The organism is Myxococcales bacterium (assembly GCA_016717005.1).
Lineage (GTDB): Bacteria > Myxococcota_A > Polyangia > Haliangiales > Haliangiaceae > UBA2376.
Window position 1 is genome coordinate 295,651 of the sequence record JADJUF010000007.1, and the last position, 25,167, is coordinate 320,817.

Annotated in this window: 24 protein-coding genes; 5 read left to right on the forward strand and 19 right to left on the reverse strand. The window is 73.2% G+C overall.

The features are described 5' to 3' along the window. Positions 1 to 372: 372 nt before the first annotated feature. The 3 genes from cfa to rplM form a co-directional block, all read right to left on the reverse strand. Entirely contained in the window at positions 373 to 1,572 is a 1,200-nt protein-coding gene (gene cfa / locus IPL61_08185; GenBank protein MBK9031301.1) for a cyclopropane fatty acyl phospholipid synthase, read from the reverse strand. 127 nt (positions 1,573 to 1,699) lie between these two features. Continuing rightward, on the reverse strand, positions 1,700 to 2,101 hold the full coding sequence (gene rpsI / locus IPL61_08190) for a 30S ribosomal protein S9 (protein MBK9031302.1): 402 nt from the start codon (positions 2,099 to 2,101) through the stop codon (positions 1,700 to 1,702). A 22-nt stretch (positions 2,102 to 2,123) separates the two neighbouring features. Continuing rightward, positions 2,124 to 2,576: a 50S ribosomal protein L13 gene (gene rplM, locus IPL61_08195; GenBank protein ID MBK9031303.1), complete on the reverse strand. Its 453-nt coding sequence runs from the start codon at positions 2,574 to 2,576 to the stop codon at positions 2,124 to 2,126. Between the two features lie 135 nt (positions 2,577 to 2,711). Between rplM and IPL61_08200 the strand changes: the two genes are divergently transcribed. The 3 genes from IPL61_08200 (at position 2,712) to IPL61_08210 (ending at position 6,162) form a co-directional block, all read left to right on the forward strand. Then, positions 2,712 to 3,566 carry an NAD(+)/NADH kinase gene (locus IPL61_08200; protein MBK9031304.1) on the forward strand — a complete coding sequence of 285 codons (855 nt, stop codon included), beginning with the start codon at positions 2,712 to 2,714 and terminating at the stop codon, positions 3,564 to 3,566. 200 nt (positions 3,567 to 3,766) lie between these two features. Beyond that, positions 3,767 to 5,473: a DNA repair protein RecN gene (gene recN / locus IPL61_08205; GenBank protein MBK9031305.1), complete on the forward strand. Its 1,707-nt coding sequence runs from the start codon at positions 3,767 to 3,769 to the stop codon at positions 5,471 to 5,473. 332 nt (positions 5,474 to 5,805) lie between these two features. Then, positions 5,806 to 6,162: a GFA family protein gene (locus IPL61_08210; protein MBK9031306.1), complete on the forward strand. Its 357-nt coding sequence runs from the start codon at positions 5,806 to 5,808 to the stop codon at positions 6,160 to 6,162. A gap of 86 nt (positions 6,163 to 6,248) precedes the next feature. On the opposite strand, the gene hypB is transcribed toward IPL61_08210, so the two are convergent. The 16 genes from hypB to IPL61_08290 all read right to left on the reverse strand — a co-directional run bounded on the left by hypB (position 6,249) and on the right by IPL61_08290 (position 21,560). Then, the gene (gene hypB, locus IPL61_08215) at positions 6,249 to 7,055 is read right to left on the reverse strand and encodes a hydrogenase nickel incorporation protein HypB (GenBank protein MBK9031307.1); all 807 of its coding nucleotides are present in this window, start codon (positions 7,053 to 7,055) and stop codon (positions 6,249 to 6,251) included. Then, positions 7,055 to 7,417 carry a hydrogenase maturation nickel metallochaperone HypA gene (locus tag IPL61_08220; GenBank protein ID MBK9031308.1) on the reverse strand — a complete coding sequence of 121 codons (363 nt, stop codon included), beginning with the start codon at positions 7,415 to 7,417 and terminating at the stop codon, positions 7,055 to 7,057. Before IPL61_08220 ends, hypB begins: the two co-directional genes overlap by 1 nt. Beyond that, the gene (locus IPL61_08225) at positions 7,417 to 8,295 is read right to left on the reverse strand and encodes an enoyl-CoA hydratase/isomerase family protein (protein MBK9031309.1); all 879 of its coding nucleotides are present in this window, start codon (positions 8,293 to 8,295) and stop codon (positions 7,417 to 7,419) included. Before IPL61_08225 ends, IPL61_08220 begins: the two co-directional genes overlap by 1 nt. Before the next feature lie 18 nt (positions 8,296 to 8,313). Continuing rightward, on the reverse strand, positions 8,314 to 9,345 hold the full coding sequence (gene hypE / locus IPL61_08230) for a hydrogenase expression/formation protein HypE (protein MBK9031310.1): 1,032 nt from the start codon (positions 9,343 to 9,345) through the stop codon (positions 8,314 to 8,316). Next, a complete protein-coding gene (hypD, locus tag IPL61_08235) occupies positions 9,342 to 10,499 on the reverse strand; it encodes a hydrogenase formation protein HypD (protein ID MBK9031311.1) in 1,158 nt (385 codons plus the stop codon). Before hypD ends, hypE begins: the two co-directional genes overlap by 4 nt. Next, complete coding sequence (locus tag IPL61_08240) at positions 10,492 to 10,800, reverse strand: HypC/HybG/HupF family hydrogenase formation chaperone (protein MBK9031312.1); 309 nt, start codon at positions 10,798 to 10,800, stop codon at positions 10,492 to 10,494. Before IPL61_08240 ends, hypD begins: the two co-directional genes overlap by 8 nt. After that, positions 10,791 to 13,058: a carbamoyltransferase HypF gene (gene hypF / locus IPL61_08245; GenBank protein ID MBK9031313.1), complete on the reverse strand. Its 2,268-nt coding sequence runs from the start codon at positions 13,056 to 13,058 to the stop codon at positions 10,791 to 10,793. The genes IPL61_08240 and hypF overlap by 10 nt, the downstream gene beginning before the upstream one ends. Then, entirely contained in the window at positions 13,055 to 13,513 is a 459-nt protein-coding gene (locus IPL61_08250) for a hydrogenase maturation protease (protein ID MBK9031314.1), read from the reverse strand. Before IPL61_08250 ends, hypF begins: the two co-directional genes overlap by 4 nt. Next, entirely contained in the window at positions 13,513 to 15,216 is a 1,704-nt protein-coding gene (locus IPL61_08255) for a nickel-dependent hydrogenase large subunit (protein MBK9031315.1), read from the reverse strand. The genes IPL61_08250 and IPL61_08255 overlap by 1 nt, the downstream gene beginning before the upstream one ends. 15 nt (positions 15,217 to 15,231) lie before the next feature. Further along, the gene (gene hybB, locus IPL61_08260; protein ID MBK9031316.1) at positions 15,232 to 16,410 is read right to left on the reverse strand and encodes a Ni/Fe-hydrogenase cytochrome b subunit; all 1,179 of its coding nucleotides are present in this window, start codon (positions 16,408 to 16,410) and stop codon (positions 15,232 to 15,234) included. Next, entirely contained in the window at positions 16,407 to 17,402 is a 996-nt protein-coding gene (gene hybA / locus IPL61_08265) for a hydrogenase 2 operon protein HybA (GenBank protein MBK9031317.1), read from the reverse strand. Before hybA ends, hybB begins: the two co-directional genes overlap by 4 nt. 11 nt (positions 17,403 to 17,413) lie before the next feature. Further along, entirely contained in the window at positions 17,414 to 18,571 is a 1,158-nt protein-coding gene (locus IPL61_08270) for a hydrogenase small subunit (GenBank protein ID MBK9031318.1), read from the reverse strand. A 140-nt stretch (positions 18,572 to 18,711) separates the two neighbouring features. Next, positions 18,712 to 19,482: a hypothetical protein gene (locus IPL61_08275; GenBank protein ID MBK9031319.1), complete on the reverse strand. Its 771-nt coding sequence runs from the start codon at positions 19,480 to 19,482 to the stop codon at positions 18,712 to 18,714. A 117-nt stretch (positions 19,483 to 19,599) separates the two neighbouring features. Then, a complete protein-coding gene (locus IPL61_08280) occupies positions 19,600 to 19,821 on the reverse strand; it encodes a hypothetical protein (GenBank protein MBK9031320.1) in 222 nt (73 codons plus the stop codon). A 122-nt stretch (positions 19,822 to 19,943) separates the two neighbouring features. Next, complete coding sequence (locus tag IPL61_08285) at positions 19,944 to 20,930, reverse strand: YcbK family protein (protein ID MBK9031321.1); 987 nt, start codon at positions 20,928 to 20,930, stop codon at positions 19,944 to 19,946. A 150-nt stretch (positions 20,931 to 21,080) separates the two neighbouring features. Continuing rightward, positions 21,081 to 21,560, reverse strand: a complete 480-nt coding sequence (locus IPL61_08290) for a cytidine/deoxycytidylate deaminase family protein (protein MBK9031322.1) — start codon at positions 21,558 to 21,560, stop codon at positions 21,081 to 21,083. Between the two features lie 58 nt (positions 21,561 to 21,618). Between IPL61_08290 and ileS the strand changes: the two genes are divergently transcribed. Further along, on the forward strand, positions 21,619 to 24,474 hold the full coding sequence (gene ileS, locus IPL61_08295; GenBank protein MBK9031323.1) for an isoleucine--tRNA ligase: 2,856 nt from the start codon (positions 21,619 to 21,621) through the stop codon (positions 24,472 to 24,474). A gap of 9 nt (positions 24,475 to 24,483) precedes the next feature. Beyond that, positions 24,484 to 25,149, forward strand: coding sequence for a signal peptidase II (gene lspA / locus IPL61_08300; protein MBK9031324.1), 666 nt, complete (start codon positions 24,484 to 24,486; stop codon positions 25,147 to 25,149). Positions 25,150 to 25,167: the final 18 nt, after the last annotated feature.

Consider the following 25,167-nt stretch of genomic DNA (forward strand, 5'->3'; position numbering starts at 1 on the left):
AAGCCGGAGTAGGAACCGGAGCCGGAACCGGAGCCGGAACCGGAGCCGGAGCCGGAGCCGGAGCCGGAGCCGGAGCCGGAGCGGAGCCGGAGCATCGGAGCCGGAGCCGGAGCCGCCGGAGCCGGAGCCGGAGCCGGAGCCGGAGCCGGAGCCGGAGCCGGAGCCAGGCCGGAGCCGGAGCCGGAACCGGGCCGGAGCCGGAGCCGGAGCCGGAGCCGGAGCCGGAACCGGAGCCGGAGCCGGAGCCGGAGCCGGAGCCGGAGCCGGAACCGGAGCCGGAACCGGAGCCGGAGCCGGAGCCGGAGCCGGAGCCGGAGCCGGAGCCGGAGCCGGAACCGGAGCCGGAACCGGAACCGGATCCCGAACGCGGTCCTAGCTCATCCGACAGTCGGGCTGGAGCCGCCCGGTCTTGGTCAGCACCACCTGCAGGAGCTGCCCGTCGCGCGACCGCGACGCGCCGGCGGCGGCCAGCAGGTAGAACTTCCACATCTGGTAGAACTTCCGATCGTAGCGATCGGCGATCTCGGGGTAGGTCCGATCGAAGTTGGCCCACCACGCCATCAGGGTCGGGTCGTAGTTGGCGCCGAGGTTGTGGACGTCCTCGACCACGAACAGGCCCTCGACCGCGCGGGCCAGCTGCGCCAGCGACGGCGCGACCGCGTCGGGGAAGATGTACTTCTCGATGAACGGCACCGCGTGGCGGACGGTGCGGTTGTTGGCGATCGTGTGGAACATCGCGACGCCGTCGTCGACCAGGCACCGATCGATCACCTCCATCACCGCGCGGTAGTTCTTGGCCCCGACGTGCTCCATCATGCCGATCGAGACCACGCGATCGAACGTGCCGGTGACGTCGCGGTAGTCGCACAGCCGCAGCTCGACCGGCAGGTGCTTCCAGAGCTGGCTGCCGAGCGCCACCTGGTCCTGCGACAGCGTCACGCCGACGACCGCGCAGCCGTACTTCTCGGCCGCCCAGCTCGCGAACCCACCCCAGCCGCAGCCGAGATCGAGCACGCGCATGCCGGGCTTGAGCCCGACCTTGCGGCACACCAGATCGAGCTTGGCCTCCTGGGCCTCGGTCAGCGTCGTCGCGGTCTTCCAGTAGCCGCAGGTGTAGACCATGCGCTCGTCGAGCATGCGCGTGTAGAGGTCGTTGCCGATGTCGTAGTGAGCCTGGATCGACGCCCGCGCGCGGGCCTTGCTCTGCAGGTTGAGCACCGCGGTCTTGACCGCCAGCGTGCGCATGCGCCAGCTGCCGGTCAGCTTCTGCTTGAGGTTGGCGCGCAGGACCTTGTCGATCATCACGTCGAGGTGGTCGACCTCCCACCAGTCCTCCATGTACGACTCGCCCAGGCCGATCGAGGCGTCGCGCAGGAGCCGCTCGTAGAAGCGCGGGTCGTGGATCTGGGGATCGCCCGGGCGGGTGCCGCCGATCTGGAGATCGGCCAGCTCGAACAGCTCACGCACGACCGCCTCGGCGTCGCGGGCGCGGTCGGGGATCCGCACCGCGGGCAGCACGCGGTCGAACAGCGTGCGGAGGGGGGCGGACCAGGGGGCGGCGTCGCTAGGCATCCCAGGGCTGTCGCACATCTTCGCACCGCGCGACAGGGCCAAATCGGCCCGTCATGCGCGCCCGCCGAAAATACGAACCGCCCGCGTGCACGAGGTGCACCGGGCGGCGACTCCTGAGCCAATCGGCTCAGCGCTTCGAGAACTGGAAGCGAGCGCGCGCGGCCGCCTGGCCGTACTTCTTGCGCTCCTTCTTGCGCGGGTCGCGCGTGACGTAGCCGACCGCCTTCAGCTTCGGCCGCAGCTCGCGGTCGATCTTCATCAGCGCCCGGGTGATCCCGTGGCGGACCGCGCCGGCCTGCGACGAGATCCCGCCGCCGCGGACGGTGGCGTGGATGTCGTACTGGCCGAGCAGGCCGACTTCCTCGAGCGGCTGACGGATGACCATCCGCGCGGTGGCGCGCTTGAAGTAGTCGTCATCGACGCGATCGTTGATGTTGAACGTGCCTTCGCCGGCGGTCAGCCAGACGCGAGCCACCGCAGTCTTGCGGCGGCCGGTGGCGTAAGTCTTCGGGGGAGCAGCAGCGGCCATGTCGATGTCTCCGGAGCGGGGATCAGGCTTCGATCGTCAGCGGGCGGGGCTGCTGCGCGCTGTGGTCGTGCGCGGCGCCCTTGTAGATCTTCAGCTTCTTGATGATGCGGCGGCCGAGCGGGCCCTTGGGCAGCATGCCCCAGACCGCGTCGCGGATCGCGCGCGCCGGGTCCTCGGCCAGCACCTGCTTGGCCGTGCGGGTCTTGATACCGCCCGGATACAGCGTGTGCTTGTAGTACATCTTCCCATCGAGCTTGTTGCCGGTGAGCTTCGAGCTCCCGGCATTGATCACGATGACGAAGTCGCCCATGTCGACGTTGGGCGAGTAGGTCGGCTTGTGCTTGCCGCGCAGGACCGACGCGATCTTGGTAGCCGCGCGACCGAGGGTCTGCCCCTCCATGTCGACGACGTACCACTCGCGCTGGGCCTCTCCGGCTTCCTTGGTGAGCCAAAAGCTCTTCTGGGTCGTGCTCATGACGGTTCCGTTCGCGGGCACCGCGGAAGGACCGCGGCGAAGGGGGATCGTCTACAACCTGGGGCGCCCCACGTCAAGGGCTCGCGCACGGTTGGGGCGATCACCACCCGGCGCGCCGCCGTGGTACCACGCTGCGTGGCCCAGGTCGGCTTCGTCCTCAAACCCCAGTCCACCGAGGCCCGCGAGCTGGCGGACGATCTCGCCCGCTGGCTGCTCGGCTGCGGCCACACCCCCGTCCTCCTGGCCGAGGACGGCCTCGACGTCGAGGGGGCGGTGGTCGTGCCCGAGGACGACCTGCCCGCGGTCGAGCTGGTGTGTACCCTGGGCGGCGACGGCACCATGCTCCGGGCGAGCCGGGTCGTCGGCGACACCGGGATCCCGGTCCTGGGCGTCAACCTGGGCCAGCTCGGGTTCCTGGCCGGCTTCCTGCCGGACGAGGCCCGGGCGGCCCTGACCGCCGCGCTGGCGGGCAACCTGCGGGTCGACGAGCGCAGCCGCCTGACGGTCACGGTGTTCACCGGCGACCAGGTCCTCACCCGCACCGCCCTCAACGACGCGGTCCTGCACCAGGGCGCCATGGCCCGCATCGTCGACTGCGACGCCTGGATCGACGACGCCTTCGTCGCCAGCTACCGCGCCGACGGCGTGATCGTGTCGACCCCGACCGGCTCGACCGCCTACAACATGGCCGCCGGCGGGCCGATCATCATCCCCGGCGCCGCCGGGCTGACCCTGACCCCGATCTGCGCCCACTCGCTGACCAACCGACCGCTGGTGGTCCCGGCCCACGCGATCATCCGCCTCGAGCCCCGGCCCGAGGCCAAGGACGTCGTGGTCACCGTCGACGGCCAGTGGGCCCACCCGATCGTCCCCGGCGACCGGGTCGAGATCACCGGCACCGCCCGGCCGCTGCGCATGCTGGCCGGCCCCCAGAGCTACTTCGACGTGATGCGCGACAAGCTCCACTGGGGCCTCCGCGGCGCCCGGTAGCGGCAGCCGCGGGCCGACGGCCACTGACGCGCCGAGCCCGACCGTCGCGAGATCTCCCTGCGGTTGCGCTGGGCGGCGGCGGACGCCGCGGTGCGCCGCCGCGCGAGATCACGCCCAGGTCACCAGCGATCCAGCCGCGACCACTCGGTCCGCGACTGAACACTTGCCCAGTGTCAGGGTCGTGGTGCAGAGTCGTCCTCGTGCTGCGCCACCTGCGGGTCACCAACTTCGCAATCCTGTCTGACGTCACGCTCGAGCTCGGGCCGGGGCTGGGCGTGCTCACCGGCGAGACCGGCGCCGGCAAGTCGCTGATCGTCGAGGCGGTCAACCTCTTGCGCGGCGGCCGGGCCTCGGCCGACATCCCCCGGGCCGGCGCGGCCGAGGCCACGGTCGAGGCCATCGTCGAGGTGCCGGCCGATCTGCGCGGGCGCGTGACGGCGGTCTTGGCCCAGGCCGGGCTGCCGCTGGCCGCCGATGACGCCGGCGACGTCGACGCGGGCGCCGAGGTGGTGATCCGCCGGGTCATCTTGCGCGGCGGCAAGAGCCGCACCTACGTCAACGGCGCGCTCACCACCGCCGGTCGCCTGGCCGAGCTGGGCGCCTGGCTGATCGATCTCGCGGGCCAGCACCAGCACCAGGGCCTGGTCGATCCCGGGCGCCACCGCGCGATCCTCGACGCGTTCGCCGACGAGGCCGCGCTGCCCGCCGAGATGCTGTGCGCCTGGGACGAGCTGGGCGCCATCGACGAGCAGATCGCCGGGCTCGGCGGCGACGATCGCCAGCGGGCCGAGCGCGCCGACTTCGTGCGGTTCCAGAAGGATGAGCTCGACGGCGCTCGCCTCGAGGCTGGCGAGGACGAGCGGCTCGTGGCCGAGCGCACCCGGCTGTCGGCGACCGAGGAGCTGCGGGTCGGCACCCGGGCCGCGGTCGCGGCCCTCGACGGCGACGGCGACAGCGGCGCGCTCGACGGCCTGGCCCACGCCGCGCGCGAGGTCGACAAGCTGGTGCGGCTCGATCCCTCGCTCGATCCGCTGGCGCGCCAGCTGACCGAGGCCCGGGTCGTGGCCGACGACGCCGCGGCCGCGCTGCGGCGCTACGCCGATCGCGTCGACGGCGACCCCGAGCGGCTCGCCGCGATCGACGACCGGCTCGAGCTCTTGCGCCGGCTGCGGCGCAAGCACGGCGGCGTCGATCTGGTGGCGCGCGCCGCCGAGCTGGCGGCCGAGCTCGACGCCCTGACCCACCGCGATCTGCACCTCGAGACCCTGACCGCGGCGCGGTCCCTGGCCCTGGCGCGGTGCCAGCGCGCCGCCGCGGCGCTGACCGACAGCCGCCGCAAGGCCGGCACCCGGCTGGCGCGCCAGGTCGGCAAGGCCCTCGCCGAGCTGGGCATGGCCGCGGCCCGGCTCGAGGTCCGGGTCGCCGCGGCGCCGCTCGGGCGCCACGGCGCCGACGACGTCGAGGTGCTCCTGTGCGCCAACAAGGGCGAGGACCTCAAGCCGCTGGCCAAGGTCGCGTCGGGCGGCGAGCTGTCGCGGATCATGCTGGCGATGAAGCTGGCGCTGCGCCGCGCCGACGAGGTCGCCACGTACGTGTTCGACGAGGTCGACGCCGGCATCGGCGGCGCCACCGCGCACGCGGTCGGCGCGCTGATCCGCGCGGTCGCCGATCACCGCCAGGTGCTGTGCGTGACCCACCTGCCGCAGATCGCCGCGTACGCCGACGCCCACTACCACGTCGAGAAGATCGAGGCCGGCGGCCGCACCGAGACCCTGGTCCGGCGCCTGACCTCGGGCGCGCGCAAGGACGAGCTGGCGCGCATGCTCGGCGGCAGCGCCACCGCCCGCGCCAAGGCCCACGCCGCCGAGCTGCTCGACAGCGCCCGCCGCCCGCGCGCGCTGGCATGATCGCGGGAGCACCGTCGCGCGCTGGCATGATCGCGGGCGCACCGTCGCGCGCGGGCGTGACCACGCACGCCGTCACCCGCTCGCCCGCACCGTCACCCGCTCGCCCGCACCGTCACCCGCTCGCCCGCACCGTCACCCGCTCGCCCGCACCGTCACCCGCTCGCCCGCACCGTCACCCGCTCGCCCGCACCGTCACCCGCTCGCCCGCACCGTCATCCGCTCGCCCGCACCGTCATCCGCTCGCGCGCACCGTCATCCGCTCGCGCGCACCGTCATCCTACCTCCCACGCTCACCGCACGTCGCGCGCTCACCCTCACCGAAAGGTCCATCGATGTCTTCGTCGTACGCTGGTAGCTGTCACTGCGGCGCGGTCCGCTACACCGCCGAGGTCGATCTCACCGCGCCGGTCGTGTCCTGCAACTGCTCGATCTGCGGCCGCAGCGGCTGGCTGCTCGCGTTCGTCCCGAGCGCGCAGTTCCACCTCGAGGCCGGCGCCGACAGCCTCACCGACTACCAGTTCGCCAAGCACCACATCCACCACACCTTCTGCAAGGTGTGCGGCGTGCGGCCGTTCTCGCGCGGCGCCACCCCCGACGGCGGCGAGATGATCGCGGTCAACGTCCGGTGCCTCGACGGCGTCGATCCGTCGACGCTGACGATCAAGACGTTCGACGGCAAGAGCCTGTAGCCCGCGCACGCCTGCACCGACGGCCGTCGCGCGCGCGGGCCTGGCCAGCCCCGCGCCGTCGGCGCGCCCGGCCGCCCCCGCCCTGCTCAACGGTGGCGATCGTGATCGGGATCGTGGGGCCGCGCGTGGGCGTGGCCGTGATCGTGGCCGGGCCCGTGGACGTGGCCGTGGCCGTGGTGCAGGCGCCCGTCGGACGGCGCCGCCGCCGACGTCAGCCGGGCTCGGCGCTCGGCCAGCCACGCCAGCCAGGCGTCGACGCCCGCGCCGGTCCGCGCCGACACCGCGATCATCCGCGGCTCCGGCATCGCCCGGGCCAGCGCGTCCTCGACCGCGGCCAGGTCGAAGTCGAGGTGCGGCAGCAGGTCGGTCTTGGTCAAGAGCACCAGGTCGGCCTTGAGGAACATCGTCGGGTACTTGAGCGGCTTGTCCTCGCCCTCGGTCACCGACAGCGCCACGACGTTGGCGGCCTGGCCGAGATCGTAGACCGCCGGGCACACCAGGTTGCCGACGTTCTCGATGAACAGCACGTCGAGCCCGGCGATCGGCAGCGCGTGCAGCGCGTGGTGGACCATCTTCGCGTCGAGGTGACAGGCCGAGCCGGTCGTGATCGCGCGCGCGGGGATGCCGGCGGCCTCGAGCCGGGCCGCGTCGCGCTCGGTCGCGAGATCGCCCGCCAGCGCCGCCAGCCGCAGGCCGCGCTGGTGGCGGGCGGTGGCCTCGAGGATCGCGGTCTTGCCCGCGCCGGGCGAGCCCATCAGGTTGACCGCGAGCACGCCGGCCGCCGCGAAGTGCTCGCGGTTGTGCTGCGCGCGCTCGTCGTTGTCAGAGAGGATGCGCCCCTGGACCTCCAGCGGCACGACGTCGGGATCACCGCAGCCACAGTCGGTGCACATCACGTTCCTCCTTGGTCGTCGTCGCCGAGGTCCAGCTCGACGCGCTGCAAGATGATCTCGTCGCCGGTCACGAGCCGCGCCGGCACCTGACACGCGCCGCAGCGCAGCACCGCGCCGCGGGCCAGCTCGACCTGGCAGCGCGGGCAGCGCCAGCAGGCCGGGCGCGGCTCGATCACCAGGTCGGCCTGCGCGCACACGGTGTGATCGCGGAAGGTCTCGAACGCCGTCGCCAGGAGCTCGAGCTCGACGCCGGCCAGCTCGCCGATCGCCACGTGCACGCGCTTGACCGTCCCGGTCGGGTGGGCGCGGGCCGCGACCGCGACCTGATCGACCAGCGCCGAGACGATCGAGTACTCGTGCATCACGACCTCCCGGGCGCGGGCGGCGGCGCCGGCGGCGTGAGGTCCGGCCCCGGGAACTCGGGCGCGCGCTTCGCGAAGAACGCGTCGAGGCCCTCGGCGAAGTCGGCGCCGTCGGCGATCCGCACCAGCTCCTCGAGCTCGCGATCGAGGTGGACGTCGAGCCGATCGACGCCCGCGGCCGCGTTCATCAGGCCCTTGGCGACGCCCATCGCCTCGGTCGGGCCGGCCGCCAGCCGCGCCGCCAGGGCCCGGCCCGCGCGCTCGAACTCCTCGGCGGGGAAGACCGCCGTGACCAGGCCCGCCGCCATCGCCTCGGCGGCGGTCAGGCGCTCGCCGAGGAGCGCCAGCTCCAGGGCCCGGCGCAGGCCGAGCAGCCGCGGCAGGAAGAACGTCGACGACTCGGCGCCCGTCAGGCCGGTCTTGAAGTAGGCCCACTCGAAGGTCGCGCGCCCCGACGCCACCACCAGGTCGCACGCCATCGCGAGGCCCAGCCCGCCGGCCGCGACCGGCCCGTCGACGACCGCGATGAACGGCTTGGGCGCGCGCCGGATCTCGGAGATCGTGGCGTGCAGGTACTCGAGGATCTGCTTGAAGATCGCGCCGTAGCCGCCGGTGCGCGGCGGCCCGCCGCCGGCCACCAGGTAGCCGAGGTCGGCGTCGTCGCCGCCGGCGCGGATGTACTTGAGGTCGGCGCCGGTGCAGAACACGCCGCCGTCGCCGCGCACGATCACCGCCCGCACCGCCCGGTCGCGCGCCAGCGCCAGCCCGGCCTTGCGCAGGTCGCGCGCGGTCTCGACGTCGAGCGAGTTCATCCGCGCGCGCCGCGCGATCGTGAGGACGCCGACCGGACCGTCGTACTCGATGTGGATGTGGCTCATGGTGACCTCCGCAGCGCCTCAGCAGATCCGCGGCAGCGGCTCGCCCTCGGGCTCGATCAGCAGCCGCCGCCCGAAACCGGTGTCGAGCACGACGCGGCCGGGCGCGTCGGCCACGCAGGTGCCGATCAGGGCCGCGTCGGCGCCGAGCGGGTGGGCCCGGATCGCCGCCAGCACCGCGTCGGCGCGATCGGGGCGCACGCCCATCACGACCTTGCCCTCGTTGGCCACGTGGAGCGGATCGATCCCGAGCAGCTCGCCGACCGCGCGCACGTCGGGGCGGATCGGCACCGCGGCCTCGTCGAGCACGACCCCGACCTGGGCCTTGTCGGCCAGCTCGTGCAGCGCGCTGGCGAGGCCGCCGCGGGTCGGATCCTTCATCGCCACGATCGCGTCGCCGCCGGCGGCCAGCGCCGCCCGCACCAGGCCGTTGACCGGGGCCACGTCCGAGCGCAGCTCGACCTCGAGCGCGAGCTCGCCGCGCGCCGCCAGCACCGCGAGGCCGTGATCGCCCATCGTGCCGGTCACCAGGATCCGATCGCCGGGCGCGAGCCCGCGATCGGTGACGACCCGATCGGTCAGGCCGACGCCGGTCGTCGTCAGGATGATCCGATCGACCTCGCCGCGGCCCATGACCTTGGTGTCGCCCGTCATGATCCGGACCCCGGCCTCGGCGCACGCGGCCTTGATCGACGCGGCGATCCGGACCAGCTCGGCGCGGGCGAAGCCCTCCTCGATCACCACCGCCAGGGTCAGCATGACCGCGTCGGTCGCGCCCATCATCGCCAGGTCGTTGACGGTGCCGCACACCGCCAGCCGGCCGATGTCGCCGCCGGGGAAGAAGATCGGGTGGACGACGTGGGCGTCGGTGGTGGCGACCAGCCAGCGATCGCCGATCCGGACCGCGGCGCCGTCGTCGAGCGCGGCCAGCCCGACGTCGCCCTCGGTCATCGGCGGCCCCGCGAGCTCGGCGACGAACACCTCGCCGACGAGCTGGCGCATCGCGCGGCCGCCGGCGCCCATCTTGAGCGTGACCCGATCGGACGCGGTCATGGGACCTCCGGGGCGGGCGCGGCGCGGCCGATCGCGACCAGATCGGGGTGGCCGCCGTACTGGTGCCAGATCCGGCAGGTGCCCTCGGACGACACCATGCACGCGCCGACCGGCGTCTCGGGCGTGCACGCGCGCCCGAACAGCGTGCAGTCGCGCGGCGCGGCGATGCCGGCCATGATGTCGCCGCACACGCAGTGCTCGACCAGCGCCGGCGGCGCCATCCGCCACAGCGCCTCGACGTCGATCGTGAACCGCCGCCGGGCGTCGACGTGGGCGAACTCGTCGCGCAGCCGCAGGTTGCCGCTGGGCACGTGGGCGATGCCGCGCCAGCGCCCGCCGATCGGCCGGAACACCTTCCACAGCAGCGCCTGCGCGACCTTGTTGCCCTCGCGCGCCACGCAGCGCGGGTAGCAGTTGATCGCGCGGGCGTCGCCGGTCACGACCAGCTCGACCAGCGCGACCAGGGCCGCCAGGATGTCGAGCGGCTCGAACCCGGCCACGACCACCGGCCGCCGGTGCCGGGCCGCGAACTGCTCGAACACCGCCGCGCCGGTGATCGTCGCGGCGTGGCCGGCGGCCAGGAAGCCCTCGACCCGCGCGCCCGGCATCTCGGCGACGATCTCCATCACCGGCGGGATGTACTTGTGGGCCGACAGGACCGAGAAGTTGGGCGGTGGCCCGGCCACCAGCACCGCCGCGGTCGCGACCGCCGTGGTCTCGAAGCCGCTGGCGAAGAACACGATCTCGTCGGTGGTGGCCCGGGCCAGCTCGACCGCCTGGGCCACGCTGTAGACGACGTCGATGCGCGCGCCCTCGGTCTGGGCGTCGGCCAGGGACATCGCGGTGCCCGGCACCTTGAGCATGTCGCCGTAGGTCGCGACCCGGACGCCGGCCCGCGCCAGCGCCACCGCCTCGTCGATCTCCGGCAGGTCGGTCACGCACACCGGACAGCCCGGCCCCATGATCACCTCGAGGTCGGCCGGGAACGAGGCGCGCAGGCCGTAGCGCGCGATCGCCTGCTCGTGGCTGCCGCACACGTGCATCACCGAGATCTGGCGACCGGCGCCGGCCACCAGCTCGCCCAGCCGGGCCGCCAGCGCGCGGGCCCGGACCGGGTCGCGGAACCGCATCTCGGTCACGGCGGCGTCAGCCATCGCCCGGGCTCCGATCCGCGGGGCCCGCGACCCCGGCCAGCTCGCCGCGCACGTCGGCCGCCATCAGATCGCCGTCGGCCCGCACGTCGCCGAGCAGCTCGTCGTACAGCGCCAGGGTCTCGGCGATGTCCTCGGGCGGGATCCGGCGGATCGCGTAGCCGACGTGGTTGAGCACGTAGTCGCCCGGGCCGACCGGCTCGTCGATCACGTCGAGCCGGACGTGCTTCTTGACGCCCCAGAAGTCGACCGTGGCGATCATCCCGTCGACCGTGATCACCCGGCCAGGCACGCCTAGACACATGACGCGTACGTCCTCTCTGCGCGGCCGGCGGCGACCAGCACCTGCCCCAGCGCCAGCCCGCCATCACCGGGCGGCACCGCGCGCGGCAGGTAGACCTCGAGCTCGCCCAGCTCGCGCACGACGCCCTCGGCCAGCGCCCGGTTCTGGAAGCAGCCGCCGCCCAGCACCACCGGGTGCGCGCCGACCATGGCGGTGGCGGCGCGGACGAGCGCCGCGGCGCCGAGCACGAGCGCGCGATGGAACCGCGCCGAGATGATCGAGCTCGGCTGGCCCGCGCGCAGATCGTCGACCACCGCGCGCACCAGCGGCCGGTGGTCGAGCTGCCACACCGGCCCGGCGCGATCGATCGGCAGCGGGTAGCCGCCGTGGTCCTCGAGCGTGGCCGCGTGGTTCCAGGCCTGCGCGACCTGGCCCTCGTGGCGCGCGACCGCGCGGCCGAGCACCAGCGCGCCGACGCCGTCGAACAGCCGCCCGACGCCGTGGACCCGCGGCGCGTTGAGGTCGCCGGCGACCAGCTGCCGCAGCACGCGCACGTCGGCGGCCGGGATCTCGGCGAACAGCGCCAGCGCGTCGAGCGGCGGCGCGCCGGCGAAGGCGTCGTCGAGCAGGGTCAGCGCGATCCGCCACACCTGGCGCACCGCCGCGTCGCCGCCGGCCAGGGCGATCGGCCGCAGCGTCGCGAGCCGCGTGCACTGGGCCGCGTCGCCGAACAGGAGCTCGCCGCCCCAGGCCGTGCCGTCGGTGCCCAGGCCGGCGCCGTCCCAGGCCAGGCCCAGGACCGGCCCGCGCAGGCCGCGCTCGGCCATGACCGCGGCGACGTGGGCGTGGTGGTGCTGGACCGCGACGTGGGTGACGCCGGTGCGCGCCAGCGCCAGCCGGGTCGACAGGTAGTCGGGGTGGAGGTCGTGCGCGACCAGCTCGGGCCGGACCCGGACCAGGCGCTCCATGCGCTCGATCGCCTCGGCCAGGAACTCGAACGCGCGCGGGTTGTCGAGATCGCCGACGTGCGGGCCCAGGTACGCGACGTCGCCGTGGGCCAGGCAGAACGTGTTCTTCAGCTGGGCGCCGACCGCCAGCGTCGGCCGCGCGATCGGCCGCGCCAGCACGATCGGCCGGGGCACGTGCCCGCGCGAGCGCCGCAGGATCATCGGCGCGCCCGCCACCACCTGCGCGACCGAGTCGTCGCAGCGCGTGGCGATCGGGCGGTCGTGCAGCAAGAGCGCGTCGGCCAGCGGCGCCAGCCGGGCGCGGGCGTCGTCGTCGAGCTGCGCGATCGGCTCGTCGGTGACGTTGCCCGAGGTCATCACCAGCGGCCGCCCGACCGCGGCCAGGAGCAGGTGGTGCAGCGGCGTGTACGGCAAGAGCAGCCCGATCTGCGGGGTGTCGGGCGCGACGCCGTCGGCGAGGCCGGCGCCGCTCCGGCGCGTCACCAGCGTGATCGGGCGCTCGGGCCCGGCCAGGACCGCGACCTCCTCGGGCGCGAGCCACGCCAGGCGGTGGGCCGCGGCCACGTCGGCGACCATCACCGCGAACGGCTTGGCGTCGCGGCGCTTGCGCGCGCGCAGGGTCGCGACCGCGGTCGCCGAGGTGGCGTCGCAGGCGAGGTGGTAGCCGCCCAGGCCCTTGACCGCGACGATCGCGCCGCCGCGCAAGAGCGCCGCCGCGTCGGCCAGCGCGTCGCCCGGTCCGGGCGGCTCGAGCGCGAGCCGCGGCCCGCACCGCGGGCACGCGATCGGCTGGGCGTGGAACCGGCGATCGTCGGGGTCGTCGTACTCGCGCGCGCACGCCGGGCACAGCGGGAACCCGGCCATCGTCGTCGCCGGCCGGTCGTAGGGCAGATCGAGCGCGATCGTGAACCGCGGCCCGCAGTACGTGCAGCTCGTGAACGGGTACTGGTAGTGGCGGTCGGCCGGGTCGGCCAGCTCGCCCAGGCACGCCGGGCAGGTCGACAGGTCCGGCGGGATCGACAGCGCCACCGCGCCCGCGACCGTGCTGGTGTCGATCGCGAAGCCGGTCGGCGCCGCGGCGTCGAGCGGCTGCCACGCCAGCTCGCGCACGCGGCCCGGCGCCTCGGCGCCGAGCTGCGCGACGAACGCGTCGAGCACCGCCGCCGCGGCGAACGCCTCGATCACCACGCCGCTGGCGTCGTTGCGGACCCGGCCGTCGACGCCGAGGGTCCGGGCCAGGCGGTACACCCACGGCCGGAAGCCCACGCCCTGGACCGTGCCGGTGACCGCGATGCGCCGGCCGATCGTCATGACGCGGCCACCACCTCGGCCACGACCCGGGCCGCCAGCGCCGGCAGCACCGCCTCGATCTCGGGCGACAGCTCGAGCCCGAGCGCGATCCGCGCCGGGGTCGCGCCGTGCACGACCACCCGGGCCGGCGACCGGCCCAGGAGCTGCAGGTTGGCGAGCAGATCGTTGATGCCGTGCTGGTGCGGCGACAGCTTGTTCGAGAACGCCGCGGGGATGCGCTCACCCTCGAGCCGGACCAGCGTCCCGGGCGCGCCGGCGCCGGCGATCGCGTCGACGATCACCAGCAGATCCAGATCCTCGAGGTCCTCGAGCAGCTCGTGGGTCGAGGTGCCGCCGTCGATCGTCACCACCCCGGCCGGCAGCGCGCCGGCGGCCGCGAGCCGCTCGACGCACCGCACCCCCAGGCCCTCGTCGCCCATGATCAGGTTGCCGACGCCGAGGACCACGACCCGCACTATAGCGCCCTGACTGCGACGATGTCGCGGCGCGCTGGGTCCACCAGGTGGACCGCGCAGGCCAGGCACGGATCGAACGAGTGGATCGTGCGCAGCACCTCGAGCGGCCGCTCGGGATCCGCCAGCGGCGTGCCCACCAGCGACGCCTCGTACGGCCCGGGCTGATCGGCCTCGTTGCGCGGCGCCGCGTTCCACGTGGTCGGCACGACCGCCTGGTAGTTCTTGATCTTGCCGCCGTCGATCACCACCCAGTGGGACAGGATCCCGCGCGGGGCCTCGTGGAACCCGAACCCGCGGGTCTCGCCCGACGGGAACACCGGCTTCTCGAAGGTCTGGACGTCGCCGGCGGCGATGTTGGCCATGAGCAGCCCCCACTGCTCCTCGAGGATCTCGACGTTGCGGGCGCACATCACCGAGCGCGCGGCGTGGCGGCCGATCGTCGAGTGCAGCCCGTCGAGCGGCACCTTGATCTTGCCGACGGCCTCGACCGTCGCGAGCACCCGGGTCAGGTGCTTGAGGATCGCCTGATCGCCGACCGCGGCCGCGACCAGCACCCGCGCCAGCGGCCCGACCTGGGCCGGCTGGCCAGCGAAGGTCGGCGACTTGACGAACGAGTACTTCGCGTCGGGCTGGTGGTCGGTGTACTCGGCCACCGTCTCGCCCGCGTACGGGTGCAGCGGGCCCTTGCCGCCGCGGTACCACGCGTGCTTGACGCTCTCGGCGACGTTGTCCTTGAGCAGCGCGTCGCCGAACGTGGTGATCCGCTGGAGCTTGGCCAGATCGCCGCCGGGGATGTAGCCGCCCGGGGTCGAGAACTGGGTGCCCTGCTCGTCGAGCGGGAAGTCGGGCGCGGCCAGGTAGTTGACCACGCCCTTGCCGATCGTCGTCCACTCCGGGTAGAAGGCCGCGACCGCGGCGACGTCGATCGTGTAGACCTGCGTGATGAACTGCTTGAGCTCGTCGATCGCCGCCTTGACCGCGAGCAGGCGCTCGATCGACAGCACCGACTGGCTCTCGAGCGCGATCGGGTTGGACACGCCGCCGACCGCGACGTTCTGGATGTGCGGGGTCTTGCTGCCGAGGATCGAGACGATCTTGTTGGCCTTGCGCTGGACCTCGAGCGCCTGCAGGTAGTGGGTCACCGCCAGCAGGTTGACCTCGGGCGGCAGCTTCATCGCCGGGTGGCCCCAGTAGCCGTTGGCGAAGATGCCGAGCTGGCCGCTGCCGACCAGCGTCTCGAGCCGGGCCTTGGTCGCGGCGTGGACCGTGACGCCGTTCAGCGGCCAGGCCGAGATGCTCTCGGCCAGCGCCGCCGTGGCCTTGGGATCGGCCTTGAGCGCCGAGGTGACGTCGACCCAGTCGAGCGCCGACAGGTGGTAGAAGTGGACCAGCTCGTCGTGGACGGCGTGGGCCGCGATCATCAGGTTGCGGATGTACTGCGCGTTCTTGGGCACCGGCATCGCCAGCGCGTCCTCGACCGCGCGCACCGACGCGATCGCGTGGACGGTCGTGCACACGCCGCAGAACCGCTGGGTGATGGCCCAGGCGTCGCGCGGGTCGCGGCCGAGCAGGATCTGCTCGACGCCGCGCCACATGGTGCCCGAGGCCCAGGCGTCGGTGACCTTGCCGCCGTCGACCTCACAGTCGATCCGGAGGTGGCCCTCGATGCGGGTGATGGGGTCGATGACGATGCGCGTGCCCATGGTGCCGCTCGTTCCTCACGCGGGGCCGGCGGCCGCCCGCGCCCCGCCCAGCTTGGGCAGGACCGGCAGCACCCGGATCGCGATGATGAAGGCCAGGATCTCGAAGGCGATCAGGCCGATCGTGACGACCAGCTCGCCCAGCGACGGGAAGTAGTGCCAGCCGGCGCCGGTGTCGTAGGCGACCAGGTAGGCGTCGAGGCGGTACAGGATGCCGGCCACGGCCATCGCCATGGCGGCGACGAACACCCGCGCCGGCCGATGGCTGGCCGGCCCCCACAGGAGCACCACCGGCGCCGCGAACAGCGCGGTCTCGATCCAGAACAGCAGCACCAGCGGCCGCGCCACCACCAGCCCGCCCAGCTGTCCGCGCACCGCCAGGTCGATGAACCGGGCCACGACGAACGCCGCGGCCACCACCTGCCCGACCTTCATCAGCTTGGTCAAGAGCTCGCGCTCGACCGGCCGCCGCAGCGCCAGCGACGTGACGCTGCTCTCGATCACCACCGCCGCCAGGCCCATGCCCATGGTCGAGGACAGGAACAGCACCGGCAGGAGCTGGGTCTGGTACAGCGGATCGATCTGCGGGCCGAACACCAGCAGCATCGAGCCCAGCGACGCCTGGTGGATCGTCGGCAGGACCACGCCGATCGCGACCACGACGAACAGCAGCCGGTCGATCTTCTGGCGCGTCCGCTTCCAGCCCAGCTTCTCGAGCACGACCGGCATCAGCTCGAGGAACAGCACCAGCGTGTACGCGGTCATGCACAGCGACACGCCCAGCAGCACCGAGTTCCACTGGGCGTAGCGCGGCAGGAACACGTGCCAGAAGTCCCAGTAGCGCCCGAGGTCGATCACGACCGACGCGCCGGCCAGCAGGTAGCCGAACAGCGCGGTCAGGAGCGCCGGCCGCACCATCGGGTGGTACTGGCCGCGGTTGAGGATGTAGACGACGAACGCGACGGTGAAGCCGCTGGCGCCGAGCGCCGAGCCGATCACGTCGTCGTAGGCGATCCACAGCCCCCACGGGTAGCCGTCGGACAGGTTCGTGACCGCGCCCAGGCCGCGCAGGAACCGCACCGCGATGACCGCGCCGGCGACGCCGACCAGGAGCGCCAGCACGCCGATGAACGGCGACCAGATCCGCCCGCCGATCGGCGCGGCCTCGTCGGGCCGGGGCTCGGCCGCGGCGCTCACGACCCACCTCCGGTCGGCGGCGGCGCCGCGTCACGCTTGGGCCGCATGTTGCGCCAGGCCAGGAGCGCCAGCGCGCCCAGGAACCCGAGCGGCGCGATCAGGTTGTTGTAGATCGCGTGCTGCAGCGACTCGGAGATCCGGGCCGGCGCCACCGACGGCAGCTTCGGCTTGTTGAGCAGCTCGAACGGCACGCCCGACAGGTGCATCACCTGGGTGCCGCCGATCTCGTGCTCGCCGTAGGTGCGCGCGACGTAGCGGCCGGCGGCGCCGCGGTACGTGTCCGTGCCGCCGATCTTGCCGCGCGGGTACGTGGTCTCGGCCCCCGGGGTCAGCGCGCGCCGCCGGGCGATCTCGGCCTTGAGGTCGATGACCGGGCCGAACAGCGTCGCGCCGGTCGGGCACACCTCGGCGCACGCGGCGTACTTGCCGTCGACCGCGCGGTGGTAGCAGAGCTGGCACTTGGAGATGTGCGGGTCCGGCGTGTCGAACGTGAACCGCGGCACGTTGAACGGGCACGCCGCCACGCAGTAGCGGCAGCCGATGCACGCGTCGACGTTGTACTTGACGACGCCGGTGACCTGGTCCTTGGTCATCGCCGAGACCGGGCACGCCGAGACGCACGACGGATCGACGCAGTGCATGCACGAGACCTTGGTGAACGCGAAGCCGTCCTTCACCTCGTCCTTCTTGGTGCCGGCGCCCTCGCGATAACACTTGATCACGTTGAGCGTCTCGCCCGAGATGTCGAGCGGGGCGTCCCAGTAGTTGCCGATCGTCAGGGCGGTGTGCTCGGCCGGCAGGTCGTTGGCCTCCTTGCACGCCGCCATGCACGCGCGGCAGCCGATGCACAGCGTGCCGTCGAACAGGAGCCCGAGCGCGCCGTCGGGCAGGTGCCGGGCACCGCGCGCCTGGGCCTCCCGGCACAGCGGCGTCGCGGCGACCGCGCCGGCGCCGCCAGCCAGACCTCGGAGCATGGTTCTGCGGGTCAGCATGGGGGCCTCCGCTACCGCGTGCCTTCGTCGCCGGCGGCCGCGGGCGGCTCGTCGGGACGGTTGCCGAGGTTCTTGGCGATGCGCGCGCCGACGCCGACCGCCAGCCCGCCCACGGCCGCGACCGTCGCCACGGTCGCCAGGGTCGAGCCCTGGCCCTGCTGCTCGGCCGGCCGCGCGAACTGGGTCGGCGGCGTCACGGTCAGCAGGTTGGCCAGCGCGTGGATCGGCTTGGTGAAGCCGACGCCCTGCTCGGTGCAGCCGATGCACGGGTGCCCGCACCCGACCGGCCACGTGCCGGTGCCGGCGTCGCCGAACAAGATCGACGGGCAGTTGGCGTAGGTCTCCGGCCCCTTGCAGCCCAGCTTGTACAGGCACCAGCCCTGCCGATGCCCCTCGTCGCCGAACTCGATCGCGAACCGGCCAGCGTCGAAGTGCGCGCGCCGCTCGCAGTTCTCGTGGATGAGCCGACCGTACGCGAACTTCGGGCGGCCCTTGGCGTCGAGGTCCGGCAGCGTGCCGAGGACCAGGTAGTGCACGACGGTGGTGAGGAAGTTGTACGGGTTGGGCGGGCAGCCGGGGATCGTCAGCACCGGCTTGCCGAGGATCTCGGCCACCGAGCTGGCGCCGGTCGGGTTGGGCGCGGTCGACGGCATGCCGCCCCACGACGCGCACGAGCCGATCGCGATCACCGCGGCGGCGTCGGCCGCGCACTCCTTGACCAGCTCGATCGCGGTCTGGCCGCCGATCTTGCAGTAGGCGCCGTTGGCGCCGGTCGGGATCGCGCCCTCGACGACGAGCACGTAGGCGCCCTTGTTGGCCGCCATCGCCGCGCGCCGCGCGTCCTCGGCCTGGTGGCCGGCCGCGGCCATCAAGGTCTCGTGGTAGTCGAGCGAGATCACGTCGAGGATCAGCTTCTCGAGCGTCGGGTGCTCGGCGCGCAGCAGGCTCTCGGTGCAGCCGGTGCACTCCTGGAAGTGCAGCCAGATCACCGACGGCCGTCGCGCCGTGGCCAGCGCTTGCGCCACCGCCGGCGCCGCGGCCATCGACAGGCCCATCGCGGCGGCCAGCCCGCCACAGACCTGGAGGAACTCACGCCGGGGCATCCCGAAGCGCGCTTCTGCGCGATCGAGATCGTCGGCTCGAGGTGCGAGCGGGAGCGTCCGTTGCATGGGTCCCCTCCACGTAGCGCTGTAGATCGTCGGATGTCCTTCCGGACGGTGCAGGAGCGTGCATCAAGCGCGCCCACCGATCGACGCCCGTTCGCGCGCCGTTGTGCGCAGACATCGCGCGCGCGCCGACGATCGCGCGATCAGCGCCGCAGACTTTGCGGAGATTCGCGGCGACGCCGGGCGCGGGGCTCGAGTCCGTGTTCGCCGCGAGCCCGCGCGACCTGTCGCTCCTGCACGCGCTGTTCTACCGAGGTCGCGGGGGCGTGGTGAGCACGCGGCCGGTCAACCCACGAGCCGCAGCGCCTGCAGGGCCACCGCGCCGACCTCGAACACCACCCGCGCAGTCGCGCTCTCGCGCCGATCCGCCGGCCCGCCCCGACATAGAGGATCCCGAGGCCGACGCCGGTCACCGCGATGCCCGCGCGCGCGCCGGCGAACGGCATCACCGCCGCCTCGACCACGGCGGCCGCGGCGATCCCACACGCGGTCGCGACGCCCGACGCCACCCCGACGCCCGCGAGCGCGGTCGCCACCAGCTCGAGCAACCATCGCCGCAAGGCCAGCTCGGCCGCGACCGCGACCGCCACGATCACCAGCGCCAGGGTCGCGGCCCGGGCGATCGACCCGCGCACCACCGGCAGCGTGCTCCACTCGACCCCGCGCCTGAGCGCGTCGCCGACCGGCGCCGACGCGAGCAGCGCCAGGCCCAGCGCGGCTGCGCCCACGATGGCGCCGCCCCCGGTCACCGCCGCCCGCGCGTCGCGGTCAGCCGCGCTCGCCCAGCCGCGGCCGTCGAGCAGCCGCGCCACCGTCGCGATCGCGAACAGCGCGCCGATCCCGAGCGGCCCGCCGACCGCGACCGCGGCGATCACCGCCGCGCCCGCCAGCCCGCGCTCGATCGTCAGACTCATCGTCGCCCCTGCCGCGCAGCGCCCGCCGACACGACCGCCCTGCGCACGGGACCGCCGGCGGGGTCGCTCAGCCCGCCCCCACCGCTCCGCGGACACCCGGACACCCGGCTCGCCGATCTACTGCCCGGGGCACGGACCGCAGTCAGCCTGATAGATCTGCCACTCCCCGTCGACGACGTAGCAGCAGTCGAAGTCGTGCCCGCACGTGCTCTGGCACAGCTGAATGCACTCGTTCTCGTTCGACCGGCCCACGTCGCACTGGATCGGCTCCGGGCCGGGGTCCGGGTCCGAGCAACCCAGCCACAGCCCGGCGACCACGAGCAATCCCAGGATCCGCATGACGTCGAAGGTAACGCAGCCCCGAGGCCGCGCTGCGCGGATCCCGATCGATGCGTGACCCGCGGCACGCGCCCCGGCCCACGACACCGAGCCAACCCCACCGACCGAACCGAACCGAACCCTCAGCTCGTCGGCCGCTTCGCGCGCGCCGTCCGGCCAGCCTTCTTCTTCGTCGCCTTCTTGCCGCTGTTCGGGCCGCTGTAGTCGGTCCAGCGGTAGCTGGCCTCGCCCGGGGCGCGGAAGTCGACGTGGATGAAGCCCGAGTGCGGGTAGATGCCGATGCCCATGCCGCCGCGGTCGAGCGCCTGCGCGAACGTGTACTGCTCGCGGACCGAGGCGCCCTTGACCTTGATGTCCATCGCCGAGGCGTGGAAGTGCCGGCTCGAGTCGCGGTCGACGAACCGGAAGCCCGAGACCACCTCGATCTGCTTGCCGCCGAAGTGATCCTGGATGCGCGACAGCTGGTCGTACAGGCGCGGGTCCATCGCCCGCACCTCCTTGGACCGCTTGCACCGGAAGATGTTGTCGAGCGCCGCGAGCGCCGCCTCGTCGTACTCGCCGTCGGGCTTGTAGAGCTGGACCCGGATCTCCTCCTGGAGGTTCTCCGAGCGCAGCCACAGGTCGCCCGAGGGCTGGGTCAGCTCGGCGACCTCGAGGCGGCCGGCGCCGTGGCCCTGGAACTCCTGCACGAACGAGCACTTCTTGCGGACGCGGGCCTTGCGGCCCTTGCCGACGGTGACGTCCTTGCACAGCTTGATCTTGCCGCTGGTGCGGTTGCCGCGCACCGCCGACTGCGGCGAGCCGGTCCGGGCCGCGGCGACCTTCTTGCCGCCCCTGGCCTGCTTGCCCTTCGCGACCTTGCCGCCCTTGGCGTTCTTGGCGCCCTTGCGGTTCTTCGCGGCGGTCTTGGTCGCCTTGCCACCCTTGGTCGACTTGGCGCCCTTGGTCGCCGGCTTCGCGGCGGCCTTGCCGCCCTTGGCCGCCCCGCTGCCCTTGGCGTGAGCCGTCGCGACCTCACCGACCGACCCGACGCCCGCTGGACCGACGACACCCGACGCGACGAGCCCGAGCGCGAGGGCACCGAGCAAGAGAACGCGACGTAGGTTCACATGGACCTCATGCTGCTGGGAGTTGGCAGGCTCACGGCCAGGGCGCGCGGAACCGGGGGCCAGGCTAGGCGACGCCCGGCCTGGGATCAAGAAAGATGGCCGTGATCATGTGTTCAGCCCGGATCCCCGGCGGTCGCTCCCGGCGGGCCGTCACCCGGCGCTCGGCGGCAGCGGCGGCGCGGGCGCGAGCGTCACACCCGGCAGCGGGATGTGCGCCAGCTCCAGGCCGATCTGCTTGGCCACCTCGAAGCTGCGGGTGTCCCGGTAGAACTCGCCGTAGCAGATGCGGACCATCCCGGCGTTGGCCACCTGCTTGAAGCAGTTCCAGCACGGCGACGCCGTCACGTAGAGCGTGGCGCCGGCGATCACCACGCCGTTCTTGGCGGCCTGGAGGATCGCGTTGGTCTCGGCGTGGATGGTCGCGACGCAGTGGCCGTCCTCCATCATGTGGCCGACGTCCGAGCAGTGCGGCATGCCCCGGATCGAGCCGTTGTAGCCGGTCGACAGGATCGTGCGACTGCCGACGATGACCGCGCCGACGTACTTGCGGGGGCAGGTCGATCGGGTCGCCACCACCTGGGCGATGCTCATGAAGTACTCGTCCCACGACGCGCGCTGGGGTTGCGACATGCGCGAAACCTACCCTGCCCCTCCGACGGCGCCGCGGCGCGTGGTAGCGTCCGCCGCCATGTCCGCCCAGGGTCAGGGAAAGTACAAGGACACCGTCACGTTGCCCGAGACGGCGTTCCCGATGCGCGGCGATCTCGCCAAGCGCGAGCCCGAGCTGCTCGCGGCCTGGGCCGAGGCCGACATCTACCGGCAGATCCAGACCGCGCGCGCGGACGCGCCGACGTTCGTCCTGCACGACGGGCCGCCCTACTCCAACGGCCACATCCACTACGGCCACATCCTCAACAAGATCCTCAAGGACCTCGTCGTCAAGCACAAGACGATGATGGGGTTCCGCGCCCCGTACATCCCGGGCTGGGACACCCACGGCCTGCCGATCGAGCTCGCGGTCGAGCGCGAGCTCGGCCCCAAGCGCCGCGAGCTGAGCCAGGCCCAGGTCCGCGCCGCGTGCCGCGACTACGCGCTGCGGTTCGTCGGCATCCAGCGGGCCGAGTTCCAGCGCCTGGGCGTGTTCGGCGACTGGGCCAACCCGTACCTGACGCTGTCGCCGGTCTACGAGCAGGCGATCGTCAAGGCGCTGGCGGCGTTCGCCCGCGGCGGCTACCTGTACCGCGGCAAGAAGCCGGTCTACTGGTGCCCGCGCGATCGCACGGCGCTGGCCGAGGCCGAGATCGACTACAAGGACAAGACCTCGCCGACGGTCTACGTGCGGTTCGCGCTGCCCGACGTCGACGGCGCCCAGCTGGCCCCGGCGCTCGCCGGCACGCGGGTCGCGCTGCCGATCTGGACGACGACGCCGTGGACCCTGCCGGCCAACCTGGCGATCGTGCTCAAGCCCGACCTGGGTTACGTCGCGGTGCCGTCGCCGCGCGACCCCGGCGAGGTGCTGGTGTGCGCGCGCGCGCTGGTCGAGGCCTTCACCCAGGCGATCGGCGCGCCCGAGCTGGCGGCCCAGGCGGTCGCGCTCGACGAGGACGCCGTCCGCACGCTCGAGGGCGCGCGCTACGTCCACCCGTTCGTGCCGGCGCCCAGCCCCGACGGCCCCGAGTTCCGGGTGTGGTTCGCCGACTACGTCACCGTCGAGCAGGGCACCGGCCTGGTCCACACCGCGCCCGGCCACGGCGCCGACGACTACAAGACCGGCGTCGCCCACGGCCTGCCGCCGTACGCGCCGCTCGACGACGCCGGCCGCTACACCGCCGAGGCCCCGGCCTGGCTCCACGGCAAGTCGACCGACGACGCCAACCCGCTGGTGATCGAGCGCCTGGTCGCCGACGGCGCGCTGCTCAACCCGCCGACCGATCGCTACCAGCACAGCTACCCGCACTGCTGGCGCTGCAAGGGGCCGATCCTGTTCCGCGCGACCGCGCAGTGGTTCATCAAGATCGATCACGACGGCTTCCGCGAGCGCGCGCTCGAGGGCATCCGCGCGACGACCTGGATCCCTGAGTGGGGCGAGAACCGCATCCACGCGATGATCGCCAACCGGCCCGACTGGGTGCTGTCGCGCCAGCGGCTGTGGGGCACGCCGATCCCGGCGTTCCACTGCGGCGCGTGCGAGCACCCCCACGCCGAGGCCACGACGATGGAGCACGTCGCCGCGATCTTCGCGCGCGAGGGCGCCGACGCGTGGTGGACCCGGCCGGCCGCCGAGCTGGTGCCGCCGGGCACGACCTGCGCCGGCTGCGGCGCCGACGCCGCGCAGTTCGAGAAGGAGATGAACATCGTCGACGTCTGGTTCGAGTCGGGCGTGTCGTGGCTGGCGATCGCCGCCCAGGCGCCCGACCACGCGGCGATCGACCTGTACCTCGAGGGCTCGGACCAGCACCGCGGCTGGTTCCACAGCTCGCTCCTGGCCGGCATCGGCGTCGCCGGCAAGCCGCCGTACGCCGCGGTCCTGACCCACGGCTTCGTGCTCGACGGCGCCACCGGCACCCCGTACTCGAAGAGCGAGATCGAGCGGGCCAAGCAGGAGGGCCGCAAGGTCACCTACGTGCCGCCCGAGGACATCATCAAGAAGTCCGGCGCCGAGATGTTCCGGCTGTGGACCGGGTCGACCGACTTCCGCAACGACATCCCGTACTCGCAGGAGCAGCTCGGCGGCCTGGCCGAGTGGTACCGCAAGCTGCGCAACACCGCGCGGTTCGTGCTCGGCAACCTCGCCGACTTCGACGCCGACGTCCACGATCGCGCGTCGGTCGCCGGCGGCCTGCGCGCGGTCGATCGCTACCTGCTGGCCAAGGTCGACGATCTGGTCGCGCGCGTGGTCGCGGCCTACGAGGCCTACGAGTTCCACGTCGCGCACCGCGCGCTGGTCGAGTTCGTGACCGTCGACCTGTCGGCGCTCTACGGCGACGTCGTCAAGGATCGCACCTACTGCGACGCCAAGGACGCGCCGCGCCGCCGCGCCGCGCAGGTCGTGCAGTACGAGGCGCTGCGCGCGATCACGCTGCTGGCGGCGCCGGTGCTGGCGTTCACCTGCGAGGACATCTGGGCCCACCTGCCCCGCCGCGCTGGCGATCCGACCTCGGTGCACATGGCCACGTACCCGACCGGCGCGCGCCTGGCCGAGGGCGATCCGCTGGTGGCCGACTTCGCCGTGCTGACCGCGTGGCGCGACCGGGTGACCAAGGCGCTCGAGCCGTTCCGCGCCGCCAAGCACAAGTCGGTCGACGCCGCGGTGACGCTGCGGGCGCCGGCCGCTGATCGCGCGGTCCTGGACCGCCACGCCGCCGACCTCGCCGACCTGTACATCGTCTCGGCGGTGACCGTCGTCGACGGGGTCGAGCCCGCGGTCGAGGTCGCCGCGCACGGCGGCGTGCGCTGCGAGCGCTGCTGGAAGTGGTTCGCGGCCCTGGCCGCCCTCCCGAGTGATGTCTGTCACCGTTGCGCCGCCGCGCTGCCCGCGCCATAAGGACCGCCGATGCCTCGCCGCTGGAAGATCTTCCTCATCGTCGCGATGATCACGCTGGTCGCCGATCACGCGTCCAAGTACTGGGCGCGCAACTCGCTCGACACGCACCCGGCCGGCTGCGCGATCCCGGCCGACATCGTCGCGCACAAGTGCGTGGGCGTGAAGGAGACGGTGATCGACGGCTACTGGGACTGGCGGCTGTCGTTCAACCCCGGCTCGGCGTTCGGCCTGTTCGACAGCCAGGACGGCGCCCGGGTGTTCCTGTCGATCGTCGGCATCCTCGCCGTGGCGGCGATGGTGTTCATGGTCAAGAAGGCCAAGGACGAACAGCGCCTGCTGGCGATCGCCTTGGGCCTGGTCGCCGGCGGTGCCGTCGGCAACCTGCTCGACCGCATGTACTTCGGGGTCGTGACCGACTTCGTCCTGTGGCACTACCACGCCAAGGAGTGGCCGGTGTTCAACGTCGCCGACGTCGCGCTGGTGATCGGCGTCGGCATGATGTTCTTCGACGTCGGCGGCGACGGCAAGCAGGACAAGGCCAAGCGCCAGGCCAAGGCCGCGGCCCGGGCCGAGCGGATCGCCAAGGCCGACGCCGAGGACGCCGCCGCCAAGGCCAAGGCCGACGCCGAGGCCAAGGCCGACACCGCTGCGGCCAAGGCCGACGGCGCCAGCTGAGCGACCTCGCCTCGAACC

Bases quoted from the DNA above. Each gene is read 5' to 3' on its own strand.
- cfa (MBK9031301.1), bottom strand. From the start codon at position 1,572: ATGCCTAGCGACGCCGCCCCCTGGTCCGCCCCCCTCCGCACGCTGTTC.
- rpsI (MBK9031302.1), bottom strand. From the start codon at position 2,101: ATGGCCGCTGCTGCTCCCCCGAAGACTTACGCCACCGGCCGCCGCAAG.
- rplM (MBK9031303.1), bottom strand. From the start codon at position 2,576: ATGAGCACGACCCAGAAGAGCTTTTGGCTCACCAAGGAAGCCGGAGAG.
- IPL61_08210 (MBK9031306.1), top strand. From the start codon at position 5,806: ATGTCTTCGTCGTACGCTGGTAGCTGTCACTGCGGCGCGGTCCGCTAC.
- hypB (MBK9031307.1), bottom strand. From the start codon at position 7,055: ATGTGCACCGACTGTGGCTGCGGTGATCCCGACGTCGTGCCGCTGGAG.
- IPL61_08220 (MBK9031308.1), bottom strand. From the start codon at position 7,417: ATGCACGAGTACTCGATCGTCTCGGCGCTGGTCGATCAGGTCGCGGTC.
- IPL61_08225 (MBK9031309.1), bottom strand. From the start codon at position 8,295: ATGAGCCACATCCACATCGAGTACGACGGTCCGGTCGGCGTCCTCACG.
- hypE (MBK9031310.1), bottom strand. From the start codon at position 9,345: ATGACCGCGTCCGATCGGGTCACGCTCAAGATGGGCGCCGGCGGCCGC.
- hypD (MBK9031311.1), bottom strand. From the start codon at position 10,499: ATGGCTGACGCCGCCGTGACCGAGATGCGGTTCCGCGACCCGGTCCGG.
- IPL61_08240 (MBK9031312.1), bottom strand. From the start codon at position 10,800: ATGTGTCTAGGCGTGCCTGGCCGGGTGATCACGGTCGACGGGATGATC.
- hypF (MBK9031313.1), bottom strand. From the start codon at position 13,058: ATGACGATCGGCCGGCGCATCGCGGTCACCGGCACGGTCCAGGGCGTG.
- IPL61_08255 (MBK9031315.1), bottom strand. From the start codon at position 15,216: ATGGGCACGCGCATCGTCATCGACCCCATCACCCGCATCGAGGGCCAC.
- hybA (MBK9031317.1), bottom strand. From the start codon at position 17,402: ATGCTGACCCGCAGAACCATGCTCCGAGGTCTGGCTGGCGGCGCCGGC.
- IPL61_08270 (MBK9031318.1), bottom strand. From the start codon at position 18,571: ATGCAACGGACGCTCCCGCTCGCACCTCGAGCCGACGATCTCGATCGC.
- IPL61_08275 (MBK9031319.1), bottom strand. From the start codon at position 19,482: ATGAGTCTGACGATCGAGCGCGGGCTGGCGGGCGCGGCGGTGATCGCC.
- IPL61_08280 (MBK9031320.1), bottom strand. From the start codon at position 19,821: ATGCGGATCCTGGGATTGCTCGTGGTCGCCGGGCTGTGGCTGGGTTGC.
- IPL61_08290 (MBK9031322.1), bottom strand. From the start codon at position 21,560: ATGTCGCAACCCCAGCGCGCGTCGTGGGACGAGTACTTCATGAGCATC.
- ileS (MBK9031323.1), top strand. From the start codon at position 21,619: ATGTCCGCCCAGGGTCAGGGAAAGTACAAGGACACCGTCACGTTGCCC.
- lspA (MBK9031324.1), top strand. From the start codon at position 24,484: ATGCCTCGCCGCTGGAAGATCTTCCTCATCGTCGCGATGATCACGCTG.